Here is a 19,664-nt window from a genome sequence, read left to right as displayed (position 1 = left end):
TGAGAAAAAAAGAGCTGATTTATAGAAATTTTAATGGATTGAAAGCATATTCTTTTATAATTTTCTTAATTAACGGATTGTTAAGTTATTGTAAATTTATTCAAATACAGCTCTTATACTAGAGGAAACGGCAGGTAATATAAGGAATTATGTCGAAAGAAAACTACTACAATGAGTTAATGAGTTAAGCCAAATTTCAAATTCTGAGATAGGCAGGTTGAAGCCATGTTTGATAAACAAGAGAATTTCTTAAATAGGGAGTTAAGCTGGCTGAAGTTTAATCATCGGGTTTTAGAAGAAGCAAATGATCCTGAAAAACCTTTGCTGGAACGATTAAAATTTGTGGCGATTGCCAGTTCTAATCTGGATGAGTTTTTTATGATTCGTGTTGCTGGACTGAAACAGCAAGTGGAAAGCGGTATTGGTAAGAGAGATCCTGCAGGGTTTAATGCAGCACAGCAGCTTCAGTTAATCGATGAAGCAGTGCGGGAGATGGTGCGGCTGCAGTATTGGTATCTAAAGAAGATTCTTGGTGCTATGCAAAATCATGATATTTATGTAAGTGATGTGGAGAGCTTATCGGTTAGCGGGCGGCAGTGGGTAGAAGAGCATTTTTATAACACGATTTATCCATTGCTTACTCCATTAGCGGTAAATGCCAGTCATCCATTCCCTCTATTGGCTAATCGTAGCTTAAATCTGGCAGTGCTGCTAACGAAGGGAAAAGAGGAGCTGCAGACAGCAATTCTTCCCGTTCCCAATGCACTGCCACGAATTATTGAAGTGCCTGACCAAAGTGTTGGCAAACAATTTGTATTATTAGAAGACATTATAAAAAAACATTGTTCTGAGTTATTCTGCGGCTATACGATTAAGGATATTGTAGCCTTTAGCATTACGCGTAATTCGGATTTGTTAATTGATGGTGAAGGTGCCGAAGATCTGCTGGCCGAGGTAGAAAAATCTCTGCGTCAGCGTAAACGGGGCGAAGCAGTACGTTTGGAAATGACCAAAACAAACAAATCTTTTTTAAAAGAGTTCTTGCTGGATATATTTAATATGGATGAACAGGATTTGTATGAAGTGACAGGTCCCATTGATATATCTTGTTTTATGAAGGTCATGGACCTTCAAGGTTTTGATGACCTGCGTTATGAGCCCCTCATTCCACAGATTCCCATCGGATTAAACGATGCAGAGGATCTATTTGACGTGATTCGCGAGAAAGATATTTTACTGCATCATCCTTACGAATCTTTTATGCCTGTGGTGAACTTTATTCGTCAGGCAGCAGTTGATCCTAAAGTGTTAGCGATTAAGCAGACTTTATATAGAGTGAGCGGTAATTCTTCCATTGTCCGCGCTCTGGCTCAAGCTGCTGAAAATGGGAAACAAGTTACGGTTGTAGTGGAAGTTCGAGCTCGTTTTGATGAGGAAAACAATATTTTATGGGCCAGAAAATTAGAAGAATCTGGCTGTCATGTAATTTATGGATTGTTAGGTCTCAAGGTCCACGGTAAAATGGCATTGATCATTCGGCAGGAAGAAGCTCGTATTAAGCGGTATGTGCACATGGGAACGGGAAACTATAATGACATTACAGCCCGCATATATTCTGATATGAGTCTGTTTACTGCCAATGAAAAAATAGGAGCGGATGCTTCAGATTTTTTTAATATGCTGTTGGGGTATTCAGAACCGCCATCGTGGAAGAAGCTGGTAGTTGCTCCTGTTGGTTTGCGAGAGAAAATAAAAGAGCTGATTGATCGGGAAATTGCTTTGGCTCAAGAGGGAAAAAACGGCCATATCATTGCTAAAATGAATTCTCTGCTGGATAAGGATATTATTCTTAAATTGTATGAGGCTTCTAGCAAAGGGGTTAAAATTGATCTTATTATTCGTGGAATTTGTGCTCTAAAACCAGGGATTGAGCATGTCAGCGAGAATATTAAGGTGCGAAGCATTGTAGGACGTTTTTTGGAGCATCATCGTATTTTATATTTTAAAAATGGTGGCAGGGAAAAAATTTATTTATCCAGTGCGGACTGGATGAATCGTAACTTAAGTGAGAGGATCGAATTATTATTTCCCATTGATAATCCAGAAATTCTAGAACGAATTAAAAATATTTTACATATTATGCTAAAAGATAATCGTAAAGCGTATATGATGAAAAGTGACGGAACCTATCGGCGGGTATATCGCCGGGGTAAGATCGTTAATAGTCAGCAAAAATTATATCAAGAAGCACAAGAACGAGCTGGTGGTGCAGATTTTTAAAGAACAAGGCCTATACTTTCGTATAAGCCTTGTTTTATCTTGATTTTCTCTTCATTTCACTAGTTATCCCCATAGTTATGCACAAAAGGATAACAAATGTGGATAACTATGGGGACATATTCTGATTTTCACTTCAAAATGAGGGAATTTTATAGCTTCATGAGGAATAAACATGTGGATAAAAGGATGTGGATAAAGTTATCCACATCCTTTTATCCACAATTAGAGAACGAAATAATAAAAATACTTGACTTTAGCTATATAACTATGGTAAGATGTTTTTTGTCGACGGGACAAGGGTTCCATTGAAGGAATGACTCCGTAGCCCAGCTGGATAGAGCGCTTGACTACGAATCAAGAGGTCGCAGGTTCGAATCCTGCCGGGGTCACCATTTTTTGTTGCTGATTATATTTTGCGCCCGTAGCTCAGGCGGATAGAGCAACGGTTTCCTAAACCGTGTGCCGGTGGTTCGAGTCCTCCCGGGCGCACCATTGTATTTTGTGTGGTGAACCGGATAGTGGATGATGATTATTATATGGGATTAGCATTAGAGGAAGCACAAAAGGCTTATGAGATTGGTGAAGTGCCGATTGGAGCTGTGCTTGTTCTGGATAGTCAGATAGTGGCTGCAGGACACAATATGCGTGAAAGCTGGCATGATGCTACGGCTCATGCTGAAATGATTGCTATTCGGGAAGCTTGCCAAAAGCTTGGACGATGGCGTTTGACTGGACTTACATTGTATGTTACGATAGAACCTTGTCCGATGTGTGCTGGTGCGTTGGTCATGAGCCGTATTGACCGATTGGTTTACGGCAGTGCTGATGTGAAAGCAGGGGCAATTGAATCGATTTTTAATATAGCGCAAAATGATGCATTAAATCATTCCATGGTGGTTACATCGGGAATACGTAGAGACGAATGTGCGCAAATTATGAAAGATTTTTTTAAACAACGGCGAAAAAAGAATAAGAACCATATAGATACCTGAGACATGAGCATTGAAGTAGATCAGGTCACGGAGAGGTGGCTGAGCTGGTCGAAGGCGCTCGACTCGAAATCGAGTAGGCGGGAAACTGTCTCGTGGGTTCGAATCCCACCCTCTCCGCCATAAAGTCAATCATACCAGAAGTTGTAACTGCTTGCAGTGAAGACTTCTGGTTTTTTATTTTGGTGGAAAGATGTTCTAGAAGACCAAATCTAGTTTTTTGTATGAATAATTTAGTAAAATGTCAAAATATACACCTTTTAGGAGAGGTAATGATTTTCAAAATGGTTTATTCTAATGGTAAGTATATTAAAAAGAAAAAACTTCGGTAGTTGTATGATGGTTAGCGGTGCAGCAAGAGTGGATATATACAAAATGAAACTATTTCAGAGCAAGGTCAAGCAGATAAAAAACAGAATGGGATTTGGAGGTAAAAAGCATGATTATTTTTGATGAGGCTGTTGTTAAAAAGATACTGTTAGAAGAAGGGTATTCAGATGAGGGTGAGATCGACATGATATTTAATGAATTAAATATCATTGATGCAAGTTTACAAAGAGTACTTGATACCTATCTGGCAGATCGAACAATCGTAGATGAGTTTAAGGTGGAAGGTCTAACAATACATATAATCATGGAAAAGTTTAAATGTGATTTTTGGAAGGCACTAGGCTTTATGAATACAAGTATTTCAAATCATCAATTGGCTAGGGAGCTATATGATATGTAGCCAATTGATTGGATGGATTCATTATGCGATAGATGGGGAGCCATGAAAAAGCTGGATGATATGAAACATACTACCAGGAGTTGCAGCTGCTAGCAGTGAAGACTTCTGGTTTTTATGTCCATAATCACTGGTAAAGGCAGTGGCAGCACCTTGGGAAGGTGTCTGCATGTTAAGCCAGTATTTTAGCATCAAATGTTTAAGGCACAAAGAAACTGTCCATTTAAAAAAGTTTGCTTCATCAAAGATAAGAATCATAAAGAGTCCTATTGTCATGCAGGATTTTGTATAGACTTGGCAAATAGAAGGAATATAGATATTGAGATAAAGATAGAGGTGTTGAAGATGAGTAAACCGAATGTAGTGGTCATTGGTGGACTGATGACTCCAGCATTAGAACGACTGCAAAATTTTTGCAGTATTAAGCAATGGAAGAAAGAAAATGACATTCCCCGAGATATTTTATTGGAATGGGTTGCCGATGCTGAAGGTCTGATTGTAAATAATAGTGTGGCAGTAAATGAGGAATTGTTACAGAATGCACCGAGGCTCAAAGTGATTGCTCAGATGGCTGTGGGATATGACAACATTGATATTGAAGCTTGTTCGAAATACAATGTACCCTTTGGCAATACGCCGGGAGTTCTTGTTGATACTACTGCTGACCTGGCATTTTCTCTTTTGTTATGTTCAGCACGGAGAATTCATGAAGGATGGGATTTTGTAAGGGAAAACTCTTGGGCTCTCGGTCATAAGTTATCTTTTGGTATTGATATTGCCGGCAAGACTCTCGGAATCGTCGGTATGGGGCAAATTGGAGCTGCAGTTGCTCAAAGAGCAAAGGCATTTGGCATGAATGTGATCTATTATAATCGGAATCGCCGTCATGATGATGACAAGATTGGTGCAGCATATCAATCTTTTGAGACTCTATTGAACAAAGCCGATGCGATCATCGTCTTGACTCCTCTGTCTCAAGAGACCAGAGGTTTATTTGGTAGGGAAGAGTTTCGTAAAATGAAATCTACAGCCTATTTCATTAATGTATCAAGAGGTCCTGTAGTGGATACCGATGCATTGGTAGAGGCCTTGCAAACAGGGGAAATTGCTTATGCGGCCCTTGATGTTACTGATCCGGAACCGGTGGCCCGGGATCATCCCTTGTTGACGCTTTCCAACATTCTCATTACACCTCATATCGGCAGCGCAACGGTAGAAACTCGTACTGCAATGGCACAGCTTACCGTCGATAATCTTCTTGCAGGATTGGAAGATAAGCCTCTGGCAGCGTGTGTGAATGCAAGCAGGATCATTGGAAAAGAATGAGAATTATTTTTAACTGTATTTGGATTGTTTAATTTCATCCCAATCAGGTAATAGTATCAATGATCGCATAGCGATATTAAAAGGTGAGGGGATGGAATGTTGCCTTCTGCTTATTGGTACTATGGATTAATCATCATAAGCCTGGTTCTTGTAACAGCATCGTTCATTTATAAAAGGGACTGGAAAATTTTAGTATTGCATTTGCAGACAAGTGCTGTGATTCACCCCTTTGAGATCATCGTTTTAATCGTATTGAATGGATATCAATACTTACCTGGTATTTTGCAGGATGCAAGGCTGGATAACTACTTAGGCTCCTATATATCCAATACATTGATTGTACCGGCTTCTGCTGTTGCAATCAATGCTTTTTCAATTTCCTGGAACCATATAATTGGTATTGCGGCTGTTTTTACGGGGATTGACTGGTATTTTACAGAAATAGGAATCTATCAGCACTTCTGGTGGAAATCTTTTTATACTGGGATTGGGCTTTGCATTCTTTATGCAATTAGCAGATGGATTTGGCGAGGGCTGCATGACAAGGAGCCTTCTTTAGCTTTTAGGCTCCTTACCATTTATATGATATATGCATTCATCCACAACTTAATAGTCTTTACTCTGAATAAAGGGGGACAATTATTCAGATTTCATGTTAATTGGTTCTTAGATTCAGAGAAAGATCATCAGCTTTTTTTCGCTCTCCATTTAATGATCACTAGTATGATTATTACGATGTGTATCGGCCTGGAATTACGATTTCGTTATCGGCTAATGGGGATCGTTATTTTAGTTCTATTCAACTGGTTTCTTGGGCAATATCATATTTTTGTTCCCTCTGGGGGAAACATTTCAGCAGTCCATCTCATCTTAGTTTCCGTGCTGGCACTACCCTTAACCGGTCTCCTTTTTAAACTAACTAAATTAAAATATTTATTTCCGTAAGATAAGAATTTCAGAATCATAGTTATTTTTTAGTATATAGAAAGCGGGAGAAGAAAATTGAAGACAAAAGAAATCGTCTCGGCGGCTCTATTTATTACATTGAGCTTTATTGGAGCTAATATTAAGATTATGGGGAGCATTGCTTTTGACTCTATGCCGGGCTTTTTGGGAGCATTGCTGCTTGGTCCGGTCTATGGTGCTTTCATTGGTATGATAGGACATTTTTTGACTGCGCTGCTGTCTGGATTTCCATTATCTTTTCCTGTTCATATTGTCATTATGATCGATATGGCAGCAACAATGGTAATTTTTAGTCTTGTTTACCGCAAGGTGGCAGAGGAAGAGGATTTTTCTCTAAAAGCAATCACCCTAGCGGGCGTCTTGGGAGTTATTATGAATGGACCAGTCTCACTGCTCATGCTGACTCCATTGCTGCTTCCGGCAATCGGGCTAGCAGGAATGATAACGCTTTTGCCTGTGGTGTCAGGAGTTGCGGCACTTAATATTGTCCTTGCATGCCTTGTATATAAGTTGCTGCCCAATAGGATAAAAAAGGTTAGGAAGAAGATATGAAGGTACAAAAAGTAAGAGATTTGACGTTGATTGATTTGGATCAGGAAAAAACCATAGTAGTTGCTTGTGACAGCTGTGGCGGAATCGGAATGAAAGAGTATGATGTTCTTAAGGTTTCGCCTTTTGTTACTGGAAAGTACACCGCAAGAGTTGCTCTTTTTGAGATTCTGTGTTCAGGGGCAGAGGTTGTTTGTTTGGCTAATACCATTTGCAATGAAATGGAAGTCACAGGTAAGAAGATCATAGCCGGTATTGAAGAAGAATTAGAAGAGGCTGGGATAGGTAAGATTGTATTGACGGGAAGTACAGAAGAAAATTTTGCAACTTTTGCAACTGGTTTTGGAGTTACTGCGGTAGGAATTGTTGAGAATAAAAATCTAAAAGTGAATAATGTTAAGCAGGATGCTTTGCTGATCACTATTGGGAAACCCAAAGTTGGAGAAGAAGTACTAAAAAGTGAAAAAGGGGGTATCGCCGGTTATCAATTGATAAAAACGTTGCTTGGCTCTGAACGTGTATATGAATTGGTTCCTGTAGGTTCTAAAGGAATCTTGTATGAGGCGAATCAGTTAGCTGAAAATAATAATATGCAATTGGTTTTACATAGTGGGATACAAATCGATATTCATAAATCTGCAGGACCAAGTACTGTAGTTGTAGCAGCAATGGAAGAGGCTTTATTCTATCAAATGGATCTTCCGGGAAGTATCGAAGTAATTGGAATGCTTCGACATGTAAAGCGTTAATAAAAAAGATAATGAACCGCGAAGGTCGCGAAGAAACACAAAGAACAGGTCGGAATCGTATGGACATTCCGACCTGTTCTTCACCGTCTTCGCGCCTTCGCGGTTCAAAATGTTTATTTTTTTAGTAATAGCAAATATAATCTCTATAAATCAAGCAGATCAATAGCCGTCATGGCCATCGCTTTCGCTCCTATTAATAATCGCTCCTGAGCATAGGGTGATCCTGTTGCTGCGGCAAATTCCGGGGTGTGTGCTGAAAGGCTGCTTCCAATGAAAATATCGGGATGGATGGTAGGTGCCGCATGACTGACATTACCCACATCGGTGGAGCCATCGGCATCATTTGGTTCTAACAGGGTAATTTTTTCACCCAGCAAGGTCATATTTTCTTGGAAGAATTTCATTAACTCAGGATCATTGATCAGCTCTTTGAACAAAGGCTCATAATGTACAGCTTCAACCTTTGTATTTGTAGCAAGTGCGATGCCATCAGCCAGCCTTCGTACGGCAGGAATAACGGTTTCTTCCAAATAGTGAGATGATAAAGCCCGTATGGTGAATTTCCCTTCTGCCTCATCCGTTACAATGTTAGGAGCTGTTCCTCCTTTGGTGATAATTCCTGCTAAGATGGTTTCTTGCGTAAAGGTTTGGCGTAAGGGTTTAATGCCCTGATAAAACATGATAAGGGCATCTAAAGCGTTAACCCCTTTATTTGTTTTGCTGGCTACATGGGCAGGGCGTCCGTGAAAGGTTACTTTTAAGGGATGAGTGGCATAAGACGTGCCCCCCATGTTGTTACTGTCTCCAGGATGAATAATGAGGGCTGCCCTTAAGTCATCAAAGATACCATCGGCAGCCATGGAGACTTTAGCACCGCTGGTCTCCTCTGCAGGGCAGCCAATCAAATAGGAAACGGCCCGGTCTTTTGCCACCGCTGCAAATGCTGCTGCTGCACCCCAGCTCATAGCAGCAATGAGATTGTGTCCGCAGGCGTGACCTAGTCCTGGCAGCGCATCATATTCAGCGAGAAAAGCAATTTTAGGTCCGGTAGTTCCTTTGCGGGCAATAAAGGCCGTTTCGTAACCGCTAATATTTTTTTTTGCAAGAAAACCTCGCTTTTCAGCTGCGCTGATAAGTCGTTGAGCTGCCTGGTATTCCTGACCGCTCAGTTCAGGATTTTTGTGTAAGAACAGGCTCATATCAATAAGCTCTGGAGCCATGGCATCCACTGCGGCAATGACTTGTTCTTTCCATACTTTTTTATCCATGATTGTCTTTCACCTCAGTTCCCCAGTCTTTAATTCGTAGTGGCGGTTTCAATAATTTCGAAGTTGTTTAAAAAAGAATTGAGTACCCCTGTGACTCCTAATGGAAGCGTTGCTTTATCAGCAGTATGCCCAAAATGCAAATGATAGAGGACGGGTTTTTGTAAATCTCCTAAACGATCCCGCAAGACTTCTTCCACAGTGAAGTCAGGAGGTTCTAATTCTAATTCACAGTTGGCGCATACATCGAATACAATTCCTGCTGTATCTTGCAGTTTACCAGCTAACAGCAATTGGGTCAGCATTCGGTCTATGCGGTAGGGGGCTTCCGCGACTTCTTCCAGACACAGAATTTTCCCCCGGGTATCAATTTCATAAGGGGTTCCAAGAGTGGCGGTAATGAGGCTTAAGTTTCCTCCTGTCAGTTGTCCCTGGGCCTCTCCCTGGGCGATAAAGCTGGGCGGCAATGAATCAGCAGGGTTTAGAATGGAACCGAGAGGCGCAGAAACGGTAATCGCTCGGGATAAATAGTCCCAAGTATAATCCGACAGACCTTTGCCCATATCGGATCCCACCATGGGGCCGTGAAAGGTAACGAGACCTGTCTTTTGCCTGATACTTGTGTGCAGGGCGGTTATATCACTATAGCCAACAAATACTTTAGGATGGGTGCGTATCATGTCATAGTCTAATAATTCCAATAGCCGCATGGTACCATAGCCGCCCCGCAAGCAAATAATGCCGTCAATGGCAGGTGATGCAAACATCGTATTGATATCCGCTGCCCGCAAGGCATCTGCTCCTGCTAAATATCCGAAGGTTTGGTCGACTGTTTTACCTAGATGAACATAAAAGCCTTGTGCTTCTAACCATGCGATACCTGCCAGGGTGGACTCTTCATCCCCAGGGCTGGCGGGAGCAACCACACCGATCGTGTCTCCAGGCAAAAGGCGCTTCGGTTTAATTTGAGGAATAGAAAAAATAAGATCACCTCCTATATAATTTTTTGAGCAAAAATACGAAACGCGAAGGCGCGAAGAGGCGAAGTTAAGAGGTCGAGTATGTTTACTTCGTGTTCTTCCTCTTCTTCGCATCTTCGCGTTTCAAAAGATCTTATTTTTAACGCGCAGTATTTTCTTACTTCTCTATATATGCAGTTTTGAAATCAGCAAGACCAAGTACAGACCAGAAATAGCCTTTTACATAGGGTCTCGCCACATATGGCTGGGTTGTGTAGTAAATGGGAAGGATCACTGCATCATCAAAGAGAACTTTCTCTCCATCATGCATGGCCTGCATGCGAAGGCTTTGATCCATTGTGGATTGGGCAGTTTCGATCAGGTTATTATATGCTGGATTCTTGTATTTGGCATCATTGCCGGGATCTTTAAATACATCCATAAAGGTCATGGGATCTGCATAGTCACCGACCCAGGAAGCCCGGGCAACTTGGAATTCACCTTGGGTTCGTGATTCTAAGAATACTTTTGATTCCTGATTGGTTAAGCTCGCGGATACACCCAAGTTCTGTTTCCACATTTCTTGAATCGCTTCGGCAATGGATTTATGCATCTCGCCAGTATTAAACAGAATAGTAATGGGAGGCAATCCTTGTCCGCCGGGGTAGCCGGCTTCCGTCAACAGATTTTTAGCTGACTCGATATCTTCAATGGTATAATTTCCGCCTTCTTCACGAAAATCTTTACCAGTAGAAGGATTCGTAAGACCTGGCGCCACCCAAGCATAAGCTGGTTTTTTCCCGCCTTTGATTACATTTTTTACGAGTGCATCGCGATTAATGCCCAAGGTAAGAGCTTTACGTACTTTAGGATTGTCAAAGGGAGCTTTTTGGGTATTAAATACATAGTAATAGGTGCCTAAGTAAGGTGCTATTTGGAGAAGTCCCTCTTTATTCAGGCGGTCATGCTCTACAACAGGCGGTTCCACCATCATATCAACCTGTTTATTTTCGATCAGCGACAGCCGGGTAGATTGAGAATCACTAATTGGCCATTCCATTTTTGTTAATTTCACAGCCGCTGCATCCCAGTACTGATCATTTTTCGCAAAATGAATTTGACCACTGTGAACCCAATTGATTATTTTGAAGGGACCATTACCAACTAAGGTATTCACTTCGTTGGCCCATTTGTCAGGACTGGCAGTTATTGTTTTTGGATGAACTGGATAAAAGGCATGAAAGGCTGCTAAACTTAGAAAATAGGCTGTAGGTTTTTCTAAGGTTACTTCCAGGGTATGCTCATTTAGGGCTTTCACTCCTACAGTATCAGCTGCTGTTTTCTTTTCATTGTAGGCTTGGGCGTTTTTTATGGAGAATAACATATAGGCATTTTCAGAAGCAAACTCCGGATTTAAGACTCGCTTCCAGGCAAACTCAAAATCCCCTGCAGTTACAGGATCACCATTGGACCATTTTGCATTCTGGCGTAAATAAAAAACATATTTAAGACCATCAGGAGTAACCTCCCAGCGTTCGGCCACGCCAGCTGCAGGTTGGTCTTTTGCATCCAGGCGGGTCAGACCTTCAAAAATCTGCAGTTCGACTAGGGATTCTGGAATGGCTGTGGACTTAGCAGGATCTAAGGTTGCCGGTTCTGCCTCTAAGGCATAGCGAAGCACCTGCTCGTTGCTGTCCGATTTACTGCAGCCTACCGTTAGGCTAAGGAGCATTACTAGCATCATCATAGCTAGAAGGATTTTCTTATACATTGTTTTTCCCCCTTAGTGTCAAAATAAAATTTTCAAAAACAGCTATATAGCTGTAAGCAGGCAAAAGTTAGTTATGCTCATAGTTACTGTCCTATCAGGAATGAATGACTTGCTAGAGAATCTTAGTTGATTTGAGCAAGCCCAAAATGTTCGTATATTACCTTGCCAAGAGCGGCAACTAGCTGAAGTCCTTCTACATTAGCGGGAAGATCAGCAGTCATGATGCAAATGATATAAGGACCGCCGGGTAAAAAGAGGATTCCTCCATCATGTTCTACCCCAGGGAGGGTTCCTGTTTTGTGAGCAATTACTATTTCTTCTGGTAGGAAGAAGGGCAATTTATCCCTAACCTGCTGCCTGGATAAAATATCGATCATTAGTTTGCCATAATCAGCAGGAAGATGGGAGTGATCGTAGATTATTGTTAATAAACGTATAATATCTGCTGAGGAGGTTTTATTTTCCTGACCTGCAGCGGCGGCGGCAAAATCCATCATTTGGCGGCGCAGTACTGTTGATTTTAATCCCAAACGCTCCATGGTTTGGTTGATCGCGCTCATACTAAGAAGATCAATGAGCATATTGGTTGCCGTATTATCACTGAGGATAATCATTAAGGTGACAAGTTCTCGAATCGTCATAGAGATACCGGGCCGCAGTTCTTTTAGAATACCAGCTCCATCTACGCGCAGTTCATCCTTTACAATCAGAAGCTGTTCAAGGTCGATTCTGCCGGCTGCTGCCTGGCGCATTGCTTCATACATGATAGGAATTTTAATCATGCTTGCCGCGGGAAAGACCATATCAGGGTTTATTGTGAAATGCTGTCCACTGGAATGATTTAGAATCACCATTCCCCAGCGGCCCCTGTATGCTGCTAAGGTAGCTTCGATTTTTTTTTGCAATTCTTTCATTATTTTCTCCTAAATCGTAGAGTCTTTTAAATGCTTTTTGAAATGAGATGGCATGCTGCCATGTGACCGGCTCCGATATCTTGCAAGACGGGTTCTTGCTCAGAACATAAGGTCATGACGTGGGGACAGCGAGAGGAAAATCGGCAGCCGGCAGGAGGATTAAGAGGACTTGGAACATCGCCTGTTAAGGGAATACGCTGCCGATTGGCCTCTGCTAACGGATCTGGAATGGGTATAGCGGATAGCAATGCCTTAGTATAAGGGTGCTGAGGTCTGCGGTATAATTCAACGCTATTGGCCAGTTCCACAATTTTACCGAGATACATGACCGCCACCCTATTGCTGATATGTTTTACCATGGCTAGGTCATGAGCAATAAACAAATAAGTCAGTCCTAGTTCGTCCTGCAAGCGTTCTAATAAATTAACCACTTGGGCTTGAATCGAAACATCTAAGGCAGAAATCGGCTCATCGCAAATGAGAAAACTTGGCTCTACCGCCAATGCACGGGCAATGCCGATTCGCTGCTGTTGTCCGCCGCTAAACTCATGAGGAAAGCGGCTCGTATGCTCTGCACTGAGTCCCACCATTTGCAAGAGGTTTAGAATTCTCTCTTTTCGTTCCCCGGAGGAAGCTAACCTGTGGATGTCCAGGGGCTCACCGACGATGTCACTTACCGTCATGCGAGGGTTTAACGATGCATAGGGATCTTGAAAAATCATTTGCATTTCACGTCGCAATTTCTTTTCTTCCATTAGATGATTGATATTTTTTCCATGAAAGAGAATTTCTCCAGCGGTAGGTTTATACAATTGAAGAATTGTTTTTCCTGTGGTGGATTTGCCGCAGCCGCTTTCGCCCACGAGGCCAAGAGTCTTGCCTTTTTTAATGGAAAAACTCACGTCATCTACCGCTTTTAGGTAAGAAGCAGGGCGTCCCCAAAAATCGGTGTCGGTAATGAAATACTTTTTAAGATTACGCACTTCCAATAGCGCTGTCTGTTCCATTAGGCTGTTGCCTCCCGTTTTGGCTTAGGTGCATCGGGATGCTGCAGCCAACAGTGTACCATATGCTCCTTAGTCAGCACTGTTGTTTCAGGATAATGCTCCTGACAGATAGACATGGCGTGAGTGCAGCGGGGATGAAAGGGGCATCCGGTGGGTGGTGACAAAAGATCAGGAGGCTGGCCGGGAATGATCGCGAGTTTTTGTTTCTGTATCATATCGATGCGAGGTAAGGATTGTAAGAGTCCCCAAGTATAAGGATGCTGGGGCTGGTGAAATATGTCCATTGCCGTACCTGCTTCTGCAATTTTACCTGCATACATTACAATGACACGGCTGCACAGACTGGCAATGGCCCCAAGATCATGGGAAATTAAAATTATGGAGGTATTTAGTTTCCCCTGAAGATCTTTCATTAAATCTAAAATTTGTGCTTGTATCGTAACGTCCAGGGCTGTAGTAGGCTCGTCGGCAATCAATAGTTTCGGATTACAGGAGAGGGCCATGGCAATCATGACCCGCTGGCGCATACCGCCGCTGAATTGATGGGGATATTCTTTAATCCTCTCCTCGGGAGATGGTATGCCGACCAGACGCAGCATTTCTATCGCCCGTGCATAGGCAGCCTGTTTATTCATATGCTGATGCAGCTGCAGGGATTCACCAATCTGCATTCCAATCGTAAGGACCGGGTTTAATGACGTCATAGCATCTTGAAAAATAATACTGATATCATTGCCCCTGATTTTTGACATTTCTTCCTCAGATTTCTGCAATAGATCATCTTTTCCAAAAAGGATTTTGCCTTTGGCATAGCGGCCAGGAGGCGTAGGAATAAGCTGCATAATGGAATGGGCAGTAACACTTTTGCCGCAGCCTGATTCGCCAACGATGCCGATAGCTTCTCCTGGGTAAACCTGAAAACTAATATTATCCACTGCCTTTACTTCACCTGCATAGGTATCAAAAGACACGGTTAATTCTTCTACTGTAAGCAATGGGTTACTATTCATTCTATACCTCCTAACGCCGTACTCTGGGATCTAAGGCATCCCGCAGCCCATCCCCTAAAAAATTAAATGCCAGCATGGTGATGCTGATTGCCATAGCTGGGAAGAACAATTGGAACGGATAGGAGCGCAAACTGGTAATTCCCTCAGAGGCCAACACTCCCCAGCTGGCCATAGGAGCGGCAACTCCTAAGCCAATAAAGCTTAAGAAGGCTTCGGTAAAGATGGCTTCGGGAATCGCCAGTGTCATGGTAATGATAATGGGACCCATACTGTTAGGAAGCAAATGGTGGAATAAAATTCGCCAGCTGCCTGCTCCAAGAGTTCTTGCTGCAAGTACATAGTCTTGTTCTTTCAGACTCAGAATCTGACCGCGGACAATCCGTGCCATGCGCAGCCAGTACGCAATGCCCAATGCGATAAAAATATTGATTAGGCCAGGTTCTAAGACTACCATTAGCAATATTACATACAGCAAGACAGGTATACCATATAAGATGTCAACGATATTCATCATGACTTTATCAATACGTCCGCCCAAAAATCCGGCGATACCTCCATAAATTACACCGATGGTAAGATTTAGGATGCTGGCAACAATACCGATGGACAGAGAGATTCGTGCACCGTACAGAACACGAATGAACAAATCCCGACCCAGATTATCCGTACCGAACCAGTGCTCAGCGCTGGGAGATTGGTTGGTTGCCATGAGATCTTGGTCAGAGTAAGAAAGGGAAGAAAGCCAGGGACCTGCAAGGGCAATAAGAAGGATGAGCAGTATGGCATAAAGTCCAAACATGGCAAGTTTATTTTTTTTCAAACGGCGCCAGGCATCTTGCCGATAGGTCATACTAGGACGGATATGATTTGCGGCAGCATCCTTTTGCAGGATGGGTTCAAATGAGTGACTAGTAAGATTCATTGCTGTTATTCCCCCTGTTTCCCGTTTAGTTTAATACGGGGATTGAGCAGCGGATAGATCAGATCCACGATTAAATTTAAACCAATAATCAAGACGCTGTAAAATATGGTCACACCGAGAATTACGGTATAGTCCCGGTTGTAGATACTGGTAACGAAATGCCGTCCTAAACCAGGAATCGCAAAGATATTTTCAATAATAAAACTTCCCGTCAGAATCCCTGCAGCCATAGGACCGATATAGGTAATGACTGGAATTAAGGCGTTTTTCAGTGCATGACGGTAGAGAATGAGGAACGGAGACAGCCCCTTTGCCCGGGCTGTCTTAATATAATCCTGGGCCAGGACTTCTAACATGCTGGAGCGGGTAAGCCGGGCGATGAAAGCTGTCGGCTGTCCCGCGAGGGTTAAGGCTGGTAAAATCATATAGGTAATACCGCCCCACATGGCAGCAGGCAATAAGGAAAGTTTGATTGCAAAAATATAGATAAGCAGGGTAGCAAGAACAAAACTAGGTACAGAGACACCTAAGGTGGCAAAGAACATAGTAGCATAATCCTGCCACTTATTTTGGCGCAGGGCTGCTATGGCACCAGCGGGAATTCCTAATAAAATAGATAAAGCAATGCTCACCACACCCAACTGCAAGGAGACAGGAAAGCTTTCACGAATGAGATCGTTAACCGTACGGCCTGCGTACTTAAAGGAAGGCCCTAAGTCAAAGCGAATCAGATTACCCAAATAGTCTATGTATTGTTTCCATAATGGGTCATGCAGGCGATAACGCTCTTCAATATTTTTCAAAACAGCTGCAGGAATATTCTTTTCGCTAGTAAAAGGTCCGCCTGGGATGGCATGCATTAAGAAAAATGTAATCGTAATGATGGCGAGCAGGACTAACAGAGAATTAAAGATGCGGATTAGCATGTAGCGTAGCAAATAGGGGACTCTCCTTCCTGAATACAATAAAAAGGCATACTTACTGTATACCTTTTTATGATTAATGATAGACTCTCTTAGATGAAGTGGACTTATGAGTATCCTTTTTATCTTGATAAAGCTTTAAAGGTATGATACTGATTCTATAAAAATGTTTTAAAGTCCTTCTAAGAGATAGTATTCTTATTCTACATTTTTTTAATACCCATGGGGGCGATGCCTTGTTTTATGCCATTGTAAGATTTTATCGTAAGCTTAGAAAATAGAGAACGTTAAACACAGAGGGCGCAGAGATTCACAGAGGACACATAGAAGTATCTATTCTTTCTCAGTGTTCTCTGCGCCTCTGTGGTTCCTTTATGTTTTATTGACTTTTAAGGAACCTTTTTCTTAAAGGAAGGGTTTAATTTTTCCTGGAAAATCGAATACTAGAGTACAAGGAATTAGAAAAATGCTTGAAAATAATTGGGGAAAAAGAGATGCAAATTGTTATACCTTCTATAAACTGGCCGTTTTTAATATTCTTTTTAGTAGTTTTTGCGTTAATCGCAGCTCTAATTTTAATAAAACCAATTATGCGTTATATTATTAAAATCGTCGCAAATGATGCAGTGAAAAAGCTGCTCTCGGATGATTATACGCAGAATGTTGCTGAGACACTGCCGTCATTAAAGCGCTTTTCAGTAATTAATTTCATTGAGATGAGTTTGCGGGCGCAAAGTGGTAAAGTGTTAACACGTCCTCTAGGGTCGCCGAAGCATTTTCTGGGATATGACCAGCTAATGTTTTCTCCTCGTCAAATGACGCAATTATCCTTGCCTGAAAGTGCGCAAATTGATATGAGTGTAGTGATTGGCAGCAATGCAGAAAAACCGCTGATGATAAAGATCCCTCTCATGATTGGTGCTATGGCCTATGGACTGGCACTTAGCGAAGAAGCAAAGCTGGCATTGGCTAGAGCATCAAAAACATTGCAAACTGCTACGAATTCTGGAGAAGGTCCTTTTTTACCCGAGGAGCCAGGTGAAGCGGGTAAGTTCGTATTACAAATTTGTCGTTGGTCATGGGGCGGGAGAACGAATGAACAAATTACTTCTGCTGATATGCTAGAAGTACAAATGGGACAAGGATCAGATATAGGGGTCGCCACCATAGAGGCTTCAGAGCTTGCGGGCAGAGCACGCATCCTTGGCGGTTTGGAACCTGGCGAGCCTGCTGTAGCTCTAAATGCGCCTCCGGGAGTTCAGAAGCCTGAGGATTGGCCTAATTTTATGAAAAAGCTGCGTCAAAGAGCAAAAGGGATTCCCATAGCATTAAAGATCATGGCGACAGACCGTCTTGAAGAAGAGCTCTCTGTTGCTGTTGAACTAGGTTTTGATGCCATTGTGATTGATGGGGCTGAGGGAGGATCTCATGCGACAGTACCCACCAAACAGGATGATTTTGGCATACCCAGCCTGCTTGCACTAATACGTGCAAAACGCTTTTTGCAGGGAAGCACTGTTAGTATTATCATATCCGGCGGTTACTTTACACCTGGCCAATGCCTCAAAGCATTGGCTTTAGGAGCGGATGCAATTTATTTAGCGACGGTACCTCTTTTTGCTCTAGGGCATAATCAACTTGAAAAAGTAATCCCTTGGGAGCCACCCACCACATTGGTCTATTATAACTCCCCAACAAAAACGCAGCTTAATATTAATCAAGCTGCAACCAGCGTGGAAAATGTGCTGACATCCATGATTTTGGAAATGGAAGAAGCAATGCGCGCCTTAGGCAAGGCATCTTTAAAAGAGCTTAGCGCTGATGATCTTGTGGCATTAGATTCGCTTTCTGCTGAAATTACAGGAGTAAGGAGTGTATTGCAAGAGCCTATGGCAAATCAAAGGGTTCAGAAAATAAGAAAGCAAATGGATCAAAGAAAAAGCAGGAGTACTTTAAAAGATCTGGGAGTAGCTGGGAACAACGCAGAGAACCAGGAATCCAATACCGCCTTAGATAAAAGCTTGGTTGAAGAGCATATACAATTAATTAAGGAATTAAAGGAAGAAAATAAACTAATGTGGAGAGTTATCGATACGTATATAAAGTCTCCATTCCAAAAAAAGATTGAGCTTCCTGCACAGAAGAAGAAACACTTGATCGCTAACTATAAGAATTATAAGTGAAATAGTTTTCTGATGATAGCTATTTAGCATATAAAAAATGGTCTGCCTGGATAGCAGACTATTTTTTATGCTATCTATTATGTCATATAGAATGACAGGATCTGTCAGGTAAATATTACATAATAGAATTATGTTTTTGGATTAGGCATTATATAGCCCACTTGCATATGTTATAGAGGAGGTGATAAATTGGCGTATTCAATTACTGTAAATTTGTCAGCCAAGCGACTTACCCTCTATCGGGATGGTTCCCAAGTCCGAGCTTTCCCTGTTGGTGTTGGTAAAAAAAATACTCCAACACCAATCGGTAACTATTACATTGCGAGCAAGATGGCAAATCCGGGTGGAGCATTTGGCGTTATGTGGATGGGGTTAAATATTCCTCATTATGGAATCCATGGAACCAATAATCCATCATCAATTGGTAAGACGGTATCTCATGGCTGCATTCGTATGCATAATAATGATGTTCTTGTACTATCTCGGTTGGTATCTATCGGTACCCCAGTAAGAATTCAATATTAGTTTTAGCATTTTCTTATCATATTGAGACGTTATATCTTCTAAGAGTATGCTGGGCACAGAGAGCAGAGTGTATTTCTATCACCTCTCTCTCTCTTCTCTGCGCCTCTGTGGTCTCCGTTTTCGATGAATATTGTAATTGCCAAAGTTAATACACTATGTGATGTAAAAGAGTGAAAAAAGGACGAAAAGAATACACATTCAAATTTAGAAAAATACACACATCTTTTGCCGGAAGATCATTTCATGCTGCCAATACATATTTTGGCAGCTTTTTCATTTTTTAAAAGGCCCCCAAGGCTTGTATCCTTTATAGGAAAGAGCCATTCTTGAACTTTTCTTTAAAGATGAAAGATTCTTTTAAAAACATTGGCATAGTACTTGCAAAAAGTAAGAGTGAATGTAAAAAGCAATTATAAAGAGAACGATTGAATCCAAGAAACATAGGGCAATGCCAGAGCTTTTTATGAAGTTCATTAATGGCATCATGCTGGTCGAGGAAGGAGGCCTAATGTTAGACGTAAGGTCAGTAAATGAGGTAATGGTAGATATGAGCTTGTTGGTTAGGGGAGATGTAAGGAAATGTAGAAACTTAGATAGAT

The 19,664-nt window shown here is 41.9% G+C and carries 18 protein-coding genes and 3 tRNA genes; 12 read left to right on the top strand and 9 right to left on the bottom strand.

The features are described 5' to 3' along the window. Positions 1-225 precede the first annotated feature (225 nt). From FR7_RS22605 to FR7_RS22580, 6 genes are all read left to right on the top strand, one after another. Positions 226-2,280 (top strand): RNA degradosome polyphosphate kinase, encoded by a 2,055-nt coding sequence (locus tag FR7_RS22605; protein WP_007935707.1) that lies wholly within the window; start codon positions 226-228, stop codon positions 2,278-2,280. 315 nt (positions 2,281-2,595) lie between these two features. Next, a tRNA-Arg gene (locus FR7_RS22600) sits at positions 2,596-2,672 on the top strand. A 23-nt stretch (positions 2,673-2,695) separates the two neighbouring features. Further along, a tRNA-Arg gene (locus FR7_RS22595) sits at positions 2,696-2,772 on the top strand. A gap of 23 nt (positions 2,773-2,795) precedes the next feature. Then, the gene (gene tadA, locus FR7_RS22590; RefSeq protein ID WP_081490004.1) at positions 2,796-3,272 is read left to right on the top strand and encodes a tRNA adenosine(34) deaminase TadA; all 477 of its coding nucleotides are present in this window, start codon (positions 2,796-2,798) and stop codon (positions 3,270-3,272) included. 29 nt (positions 3,273-3,301) lie between these two features. Beyond that, a tRNA-Ser gene (locus tag FR7_RS22585) sits at positions 3,302-3,392 on the top strand. A 316-nt stretch (positions 3,393-3,708) separates the two neighbouring features. After that, complete coding sequence (locus FR7_RS22580) at positions 3,709-3,999, top strand: hypothetical protein (protein WP_007935683.1); 291 nt, start codon at positions 3,709-3,711, stop codon at positions 3,997-3,999. 21 nt (positions 4,000-4,020) lie between these two features. On the opposite strand, the gene FR7_RS22575 is transcribed toward FR7_RS22580, so the two are convergent. Continuing rightward, positions 4,021-4,272: a hypothetical protein gene (locus FR7_RS22575; protein WP_237769573.1), complete on the bottom strand. Its 252-nt coding sequence runs from the start codon at positions 4,270-4,272 to the stop codon at positions 4,021-4,023. A 69-nt stretch (positions 4,273-4,341) separates the two neighbouring features. On the opposite strand from FR7_RS22575, the gene FR7_RS22570 reads away from it, so the two are divergent. From FR7_RS22570 to FR7_RS22555, 4 genes are all read left to right on the top strand, one after another. Then, the gene (locus FR7_RS22570) at positions 4,342-5,322 is read left to right on the top strand and encodes a 2-hydroxyacid dehydrogenase (RefSeq protein WP_007935681.1); all 981 of its coding nucleotides are present in this window, start codon (positions 4,342-4,344) and stop codon (positions 5,320-5,322) included. A 96-nt stretch (positions 5,323-5,418) separates the two neighbouring features. Further along, complete coding sequence (locus tag FR7_RS22565) at positions 5,419-6,267, top strand: hypothetical protein (RefSeq protein WP_007935680.1); 849 nt, start codon at positions 5,419-5,421, stop codon at positions 6,265-6,267. Positions 6,268-6,324: 57 nt separating this feature from the next. After that, positions 6,325-6,840: an ECF transporter S component gene (locus FR7_RS22560; RefSeq protein WP_007935679.1), complete on the top strand. Its 516-nt coding sequence runs from the start codon at positions 6,325-6,327 to the stop codon at positions 6,838-6,840. Beyond that, complete coding sequence (locus FR7_RS22555; protein WP_007935678.1) at positions 6,837-7,586, top strand: AIR synthase related protein; 750 nt, start codon at positions 6,837-6,839, stop codon at positions 7,584-7,586. Before FR7_RS22560 ends, FR7_RS22555 begins: the two co-directional genes overlap by 4 nt. Before the next feature lie 143 nt (positions 7,587-7,729). On the opposite strand, the gene FR7_RS22550 is transcribed toward FR7_RS22555, so the two are convergent. The 8 genes from FR7_RS22550 to FR7_RS22515 all read right to left on the bottom strand — a co-directional run bounded on the left by FR7_RS22550 (position 7,730) and on the right by FR7_RS22515 (position 16,372). Next, positions 7,730-8,854 carry an amidohydrolase gene (locus FR7_RS22550; RefSeq protein ID WP_007951106.1) on the bottom strand — a complete coding sequence of 375 codons (1,125 nt, stop codon included), beginning with the start codon at positions 8,852-8,854 and terminating at the stop codon, positions 7,730-7,732. 29 nt (positions 8,855-8,883) lie between these two features. After that, positions 8,884-9,798 (bottom strand): S66 peptidase family protein, encoded by a 915-nt coding sequence (locus FR7_RS22545; protein ID WP_237769572.1) that lies wholly within the window; start codon positions 9,796-9,798, stop codon positions 8,884-8,886. A 190-nt stretch (positions 9,799-9,988) separates the two neighbouring features. Further along, entirely contained in the window at positions 9,989-11,581 is a 1,593-nt protein-coding gene (locus FR7_RS22540; protein ID WP_007935664.1) for a peptide ABC transporter substrate-binding protein, read from the bottom strand. 122 nt (positions 11,582-11,703) lie between these two features. Continuing rightward, entirely contained in the window at positions 11,704-12,495 is a 792-nt protein-coding gene (locus FR7_RS22535) for a serine hydrolase (protein ID WP_007935662.1), read from the bottom strand. A gap of 26 nt (positions 12,496-12,521) precedes the next feature. After that, entirely contained in the window at positions 12,522-13,502 is a 981-nt protein-coding gene (locus tag FR7_RS22530; RefSeq protein WP_007935660.1) for an ABC transporter ATP-binding protein, read from the bottom strand. After that, a complete protein-coding gene (locus FR7_RS22525) occupies positions 13,502-14,512 on the bottom strand; it encodes an ABC transporter ATP-binding protein (protein WP_007935658.1) in 1,011 nt (336 codons plus the stop codon). Before FR7_RS22525 ends, FR7_RS22530 begins: the two co-directional genes overlap by 1 nt. Positions 14,513-14,522: 10 nt before the next feature. Next, entirely contained in the window at positions 14,523-15,434 is a 912-nt protein-coding gene (locus tag FR7_RS22520) for an ABC transporter permease (RefSeq protein ID WP_007935655.1), read from the bottom strand. 5 nt (positions 15,435-15,439) lie between these two features. Beyond that, positions 15,440-16,372 carry an ABC transporter permease gene (locus FR7_RS22515; RefSeq protein ID WP_007935652.1) on the bottom strand — a complete coding sequence of 311 codons (933 nt, stop codon included), beginning with the start codon at positions 16,370-16,372 and terminating at the stop codon, positions 15,440-15,442. 479 nt (positions 16,373-16,851) lie between these two features. Between FR7_RS22515 and FR7_RS22510 the strand changes: the two genes are divergently transcribed. After that, complete coding sequence (locus FR7_RS22510; RefSeq protein WP_007935650.1) at positions 16,852-18,540, top strand: FMN-binding glutamate synthase family protein; 1,689 nt, start codon at positions 16,852-16,854, stop codon at positions 18,538-18,540. Between the two features lie 189 nt (positions 18,541-18,729). Next, positions 18,730-19,065: a L,D-transpeptidase gene (locus tag FR7_RS22505; protein WP_007935648.1), complete on the top strand. Its 336-nt coding sequence runs from the start codon at positions 18,730-18,732 to the stop codon at positions 19,063-19,065. Positions 19,066-19,664: the final 599 nt, after the last annotated feature.

This window comes from Pelosinus fermentans DSM 17108 (assembly GCF_000271485.2).
Taxonomy (GTDB): Bacteria; Bacillota; Negativicutes; order DSM-13327; family DSM-13327; genus Pelosinus; species Pelosinus fermentans.
This window is presented reverse-complemented; position numbering and strand designations above follow the sequence as displayed.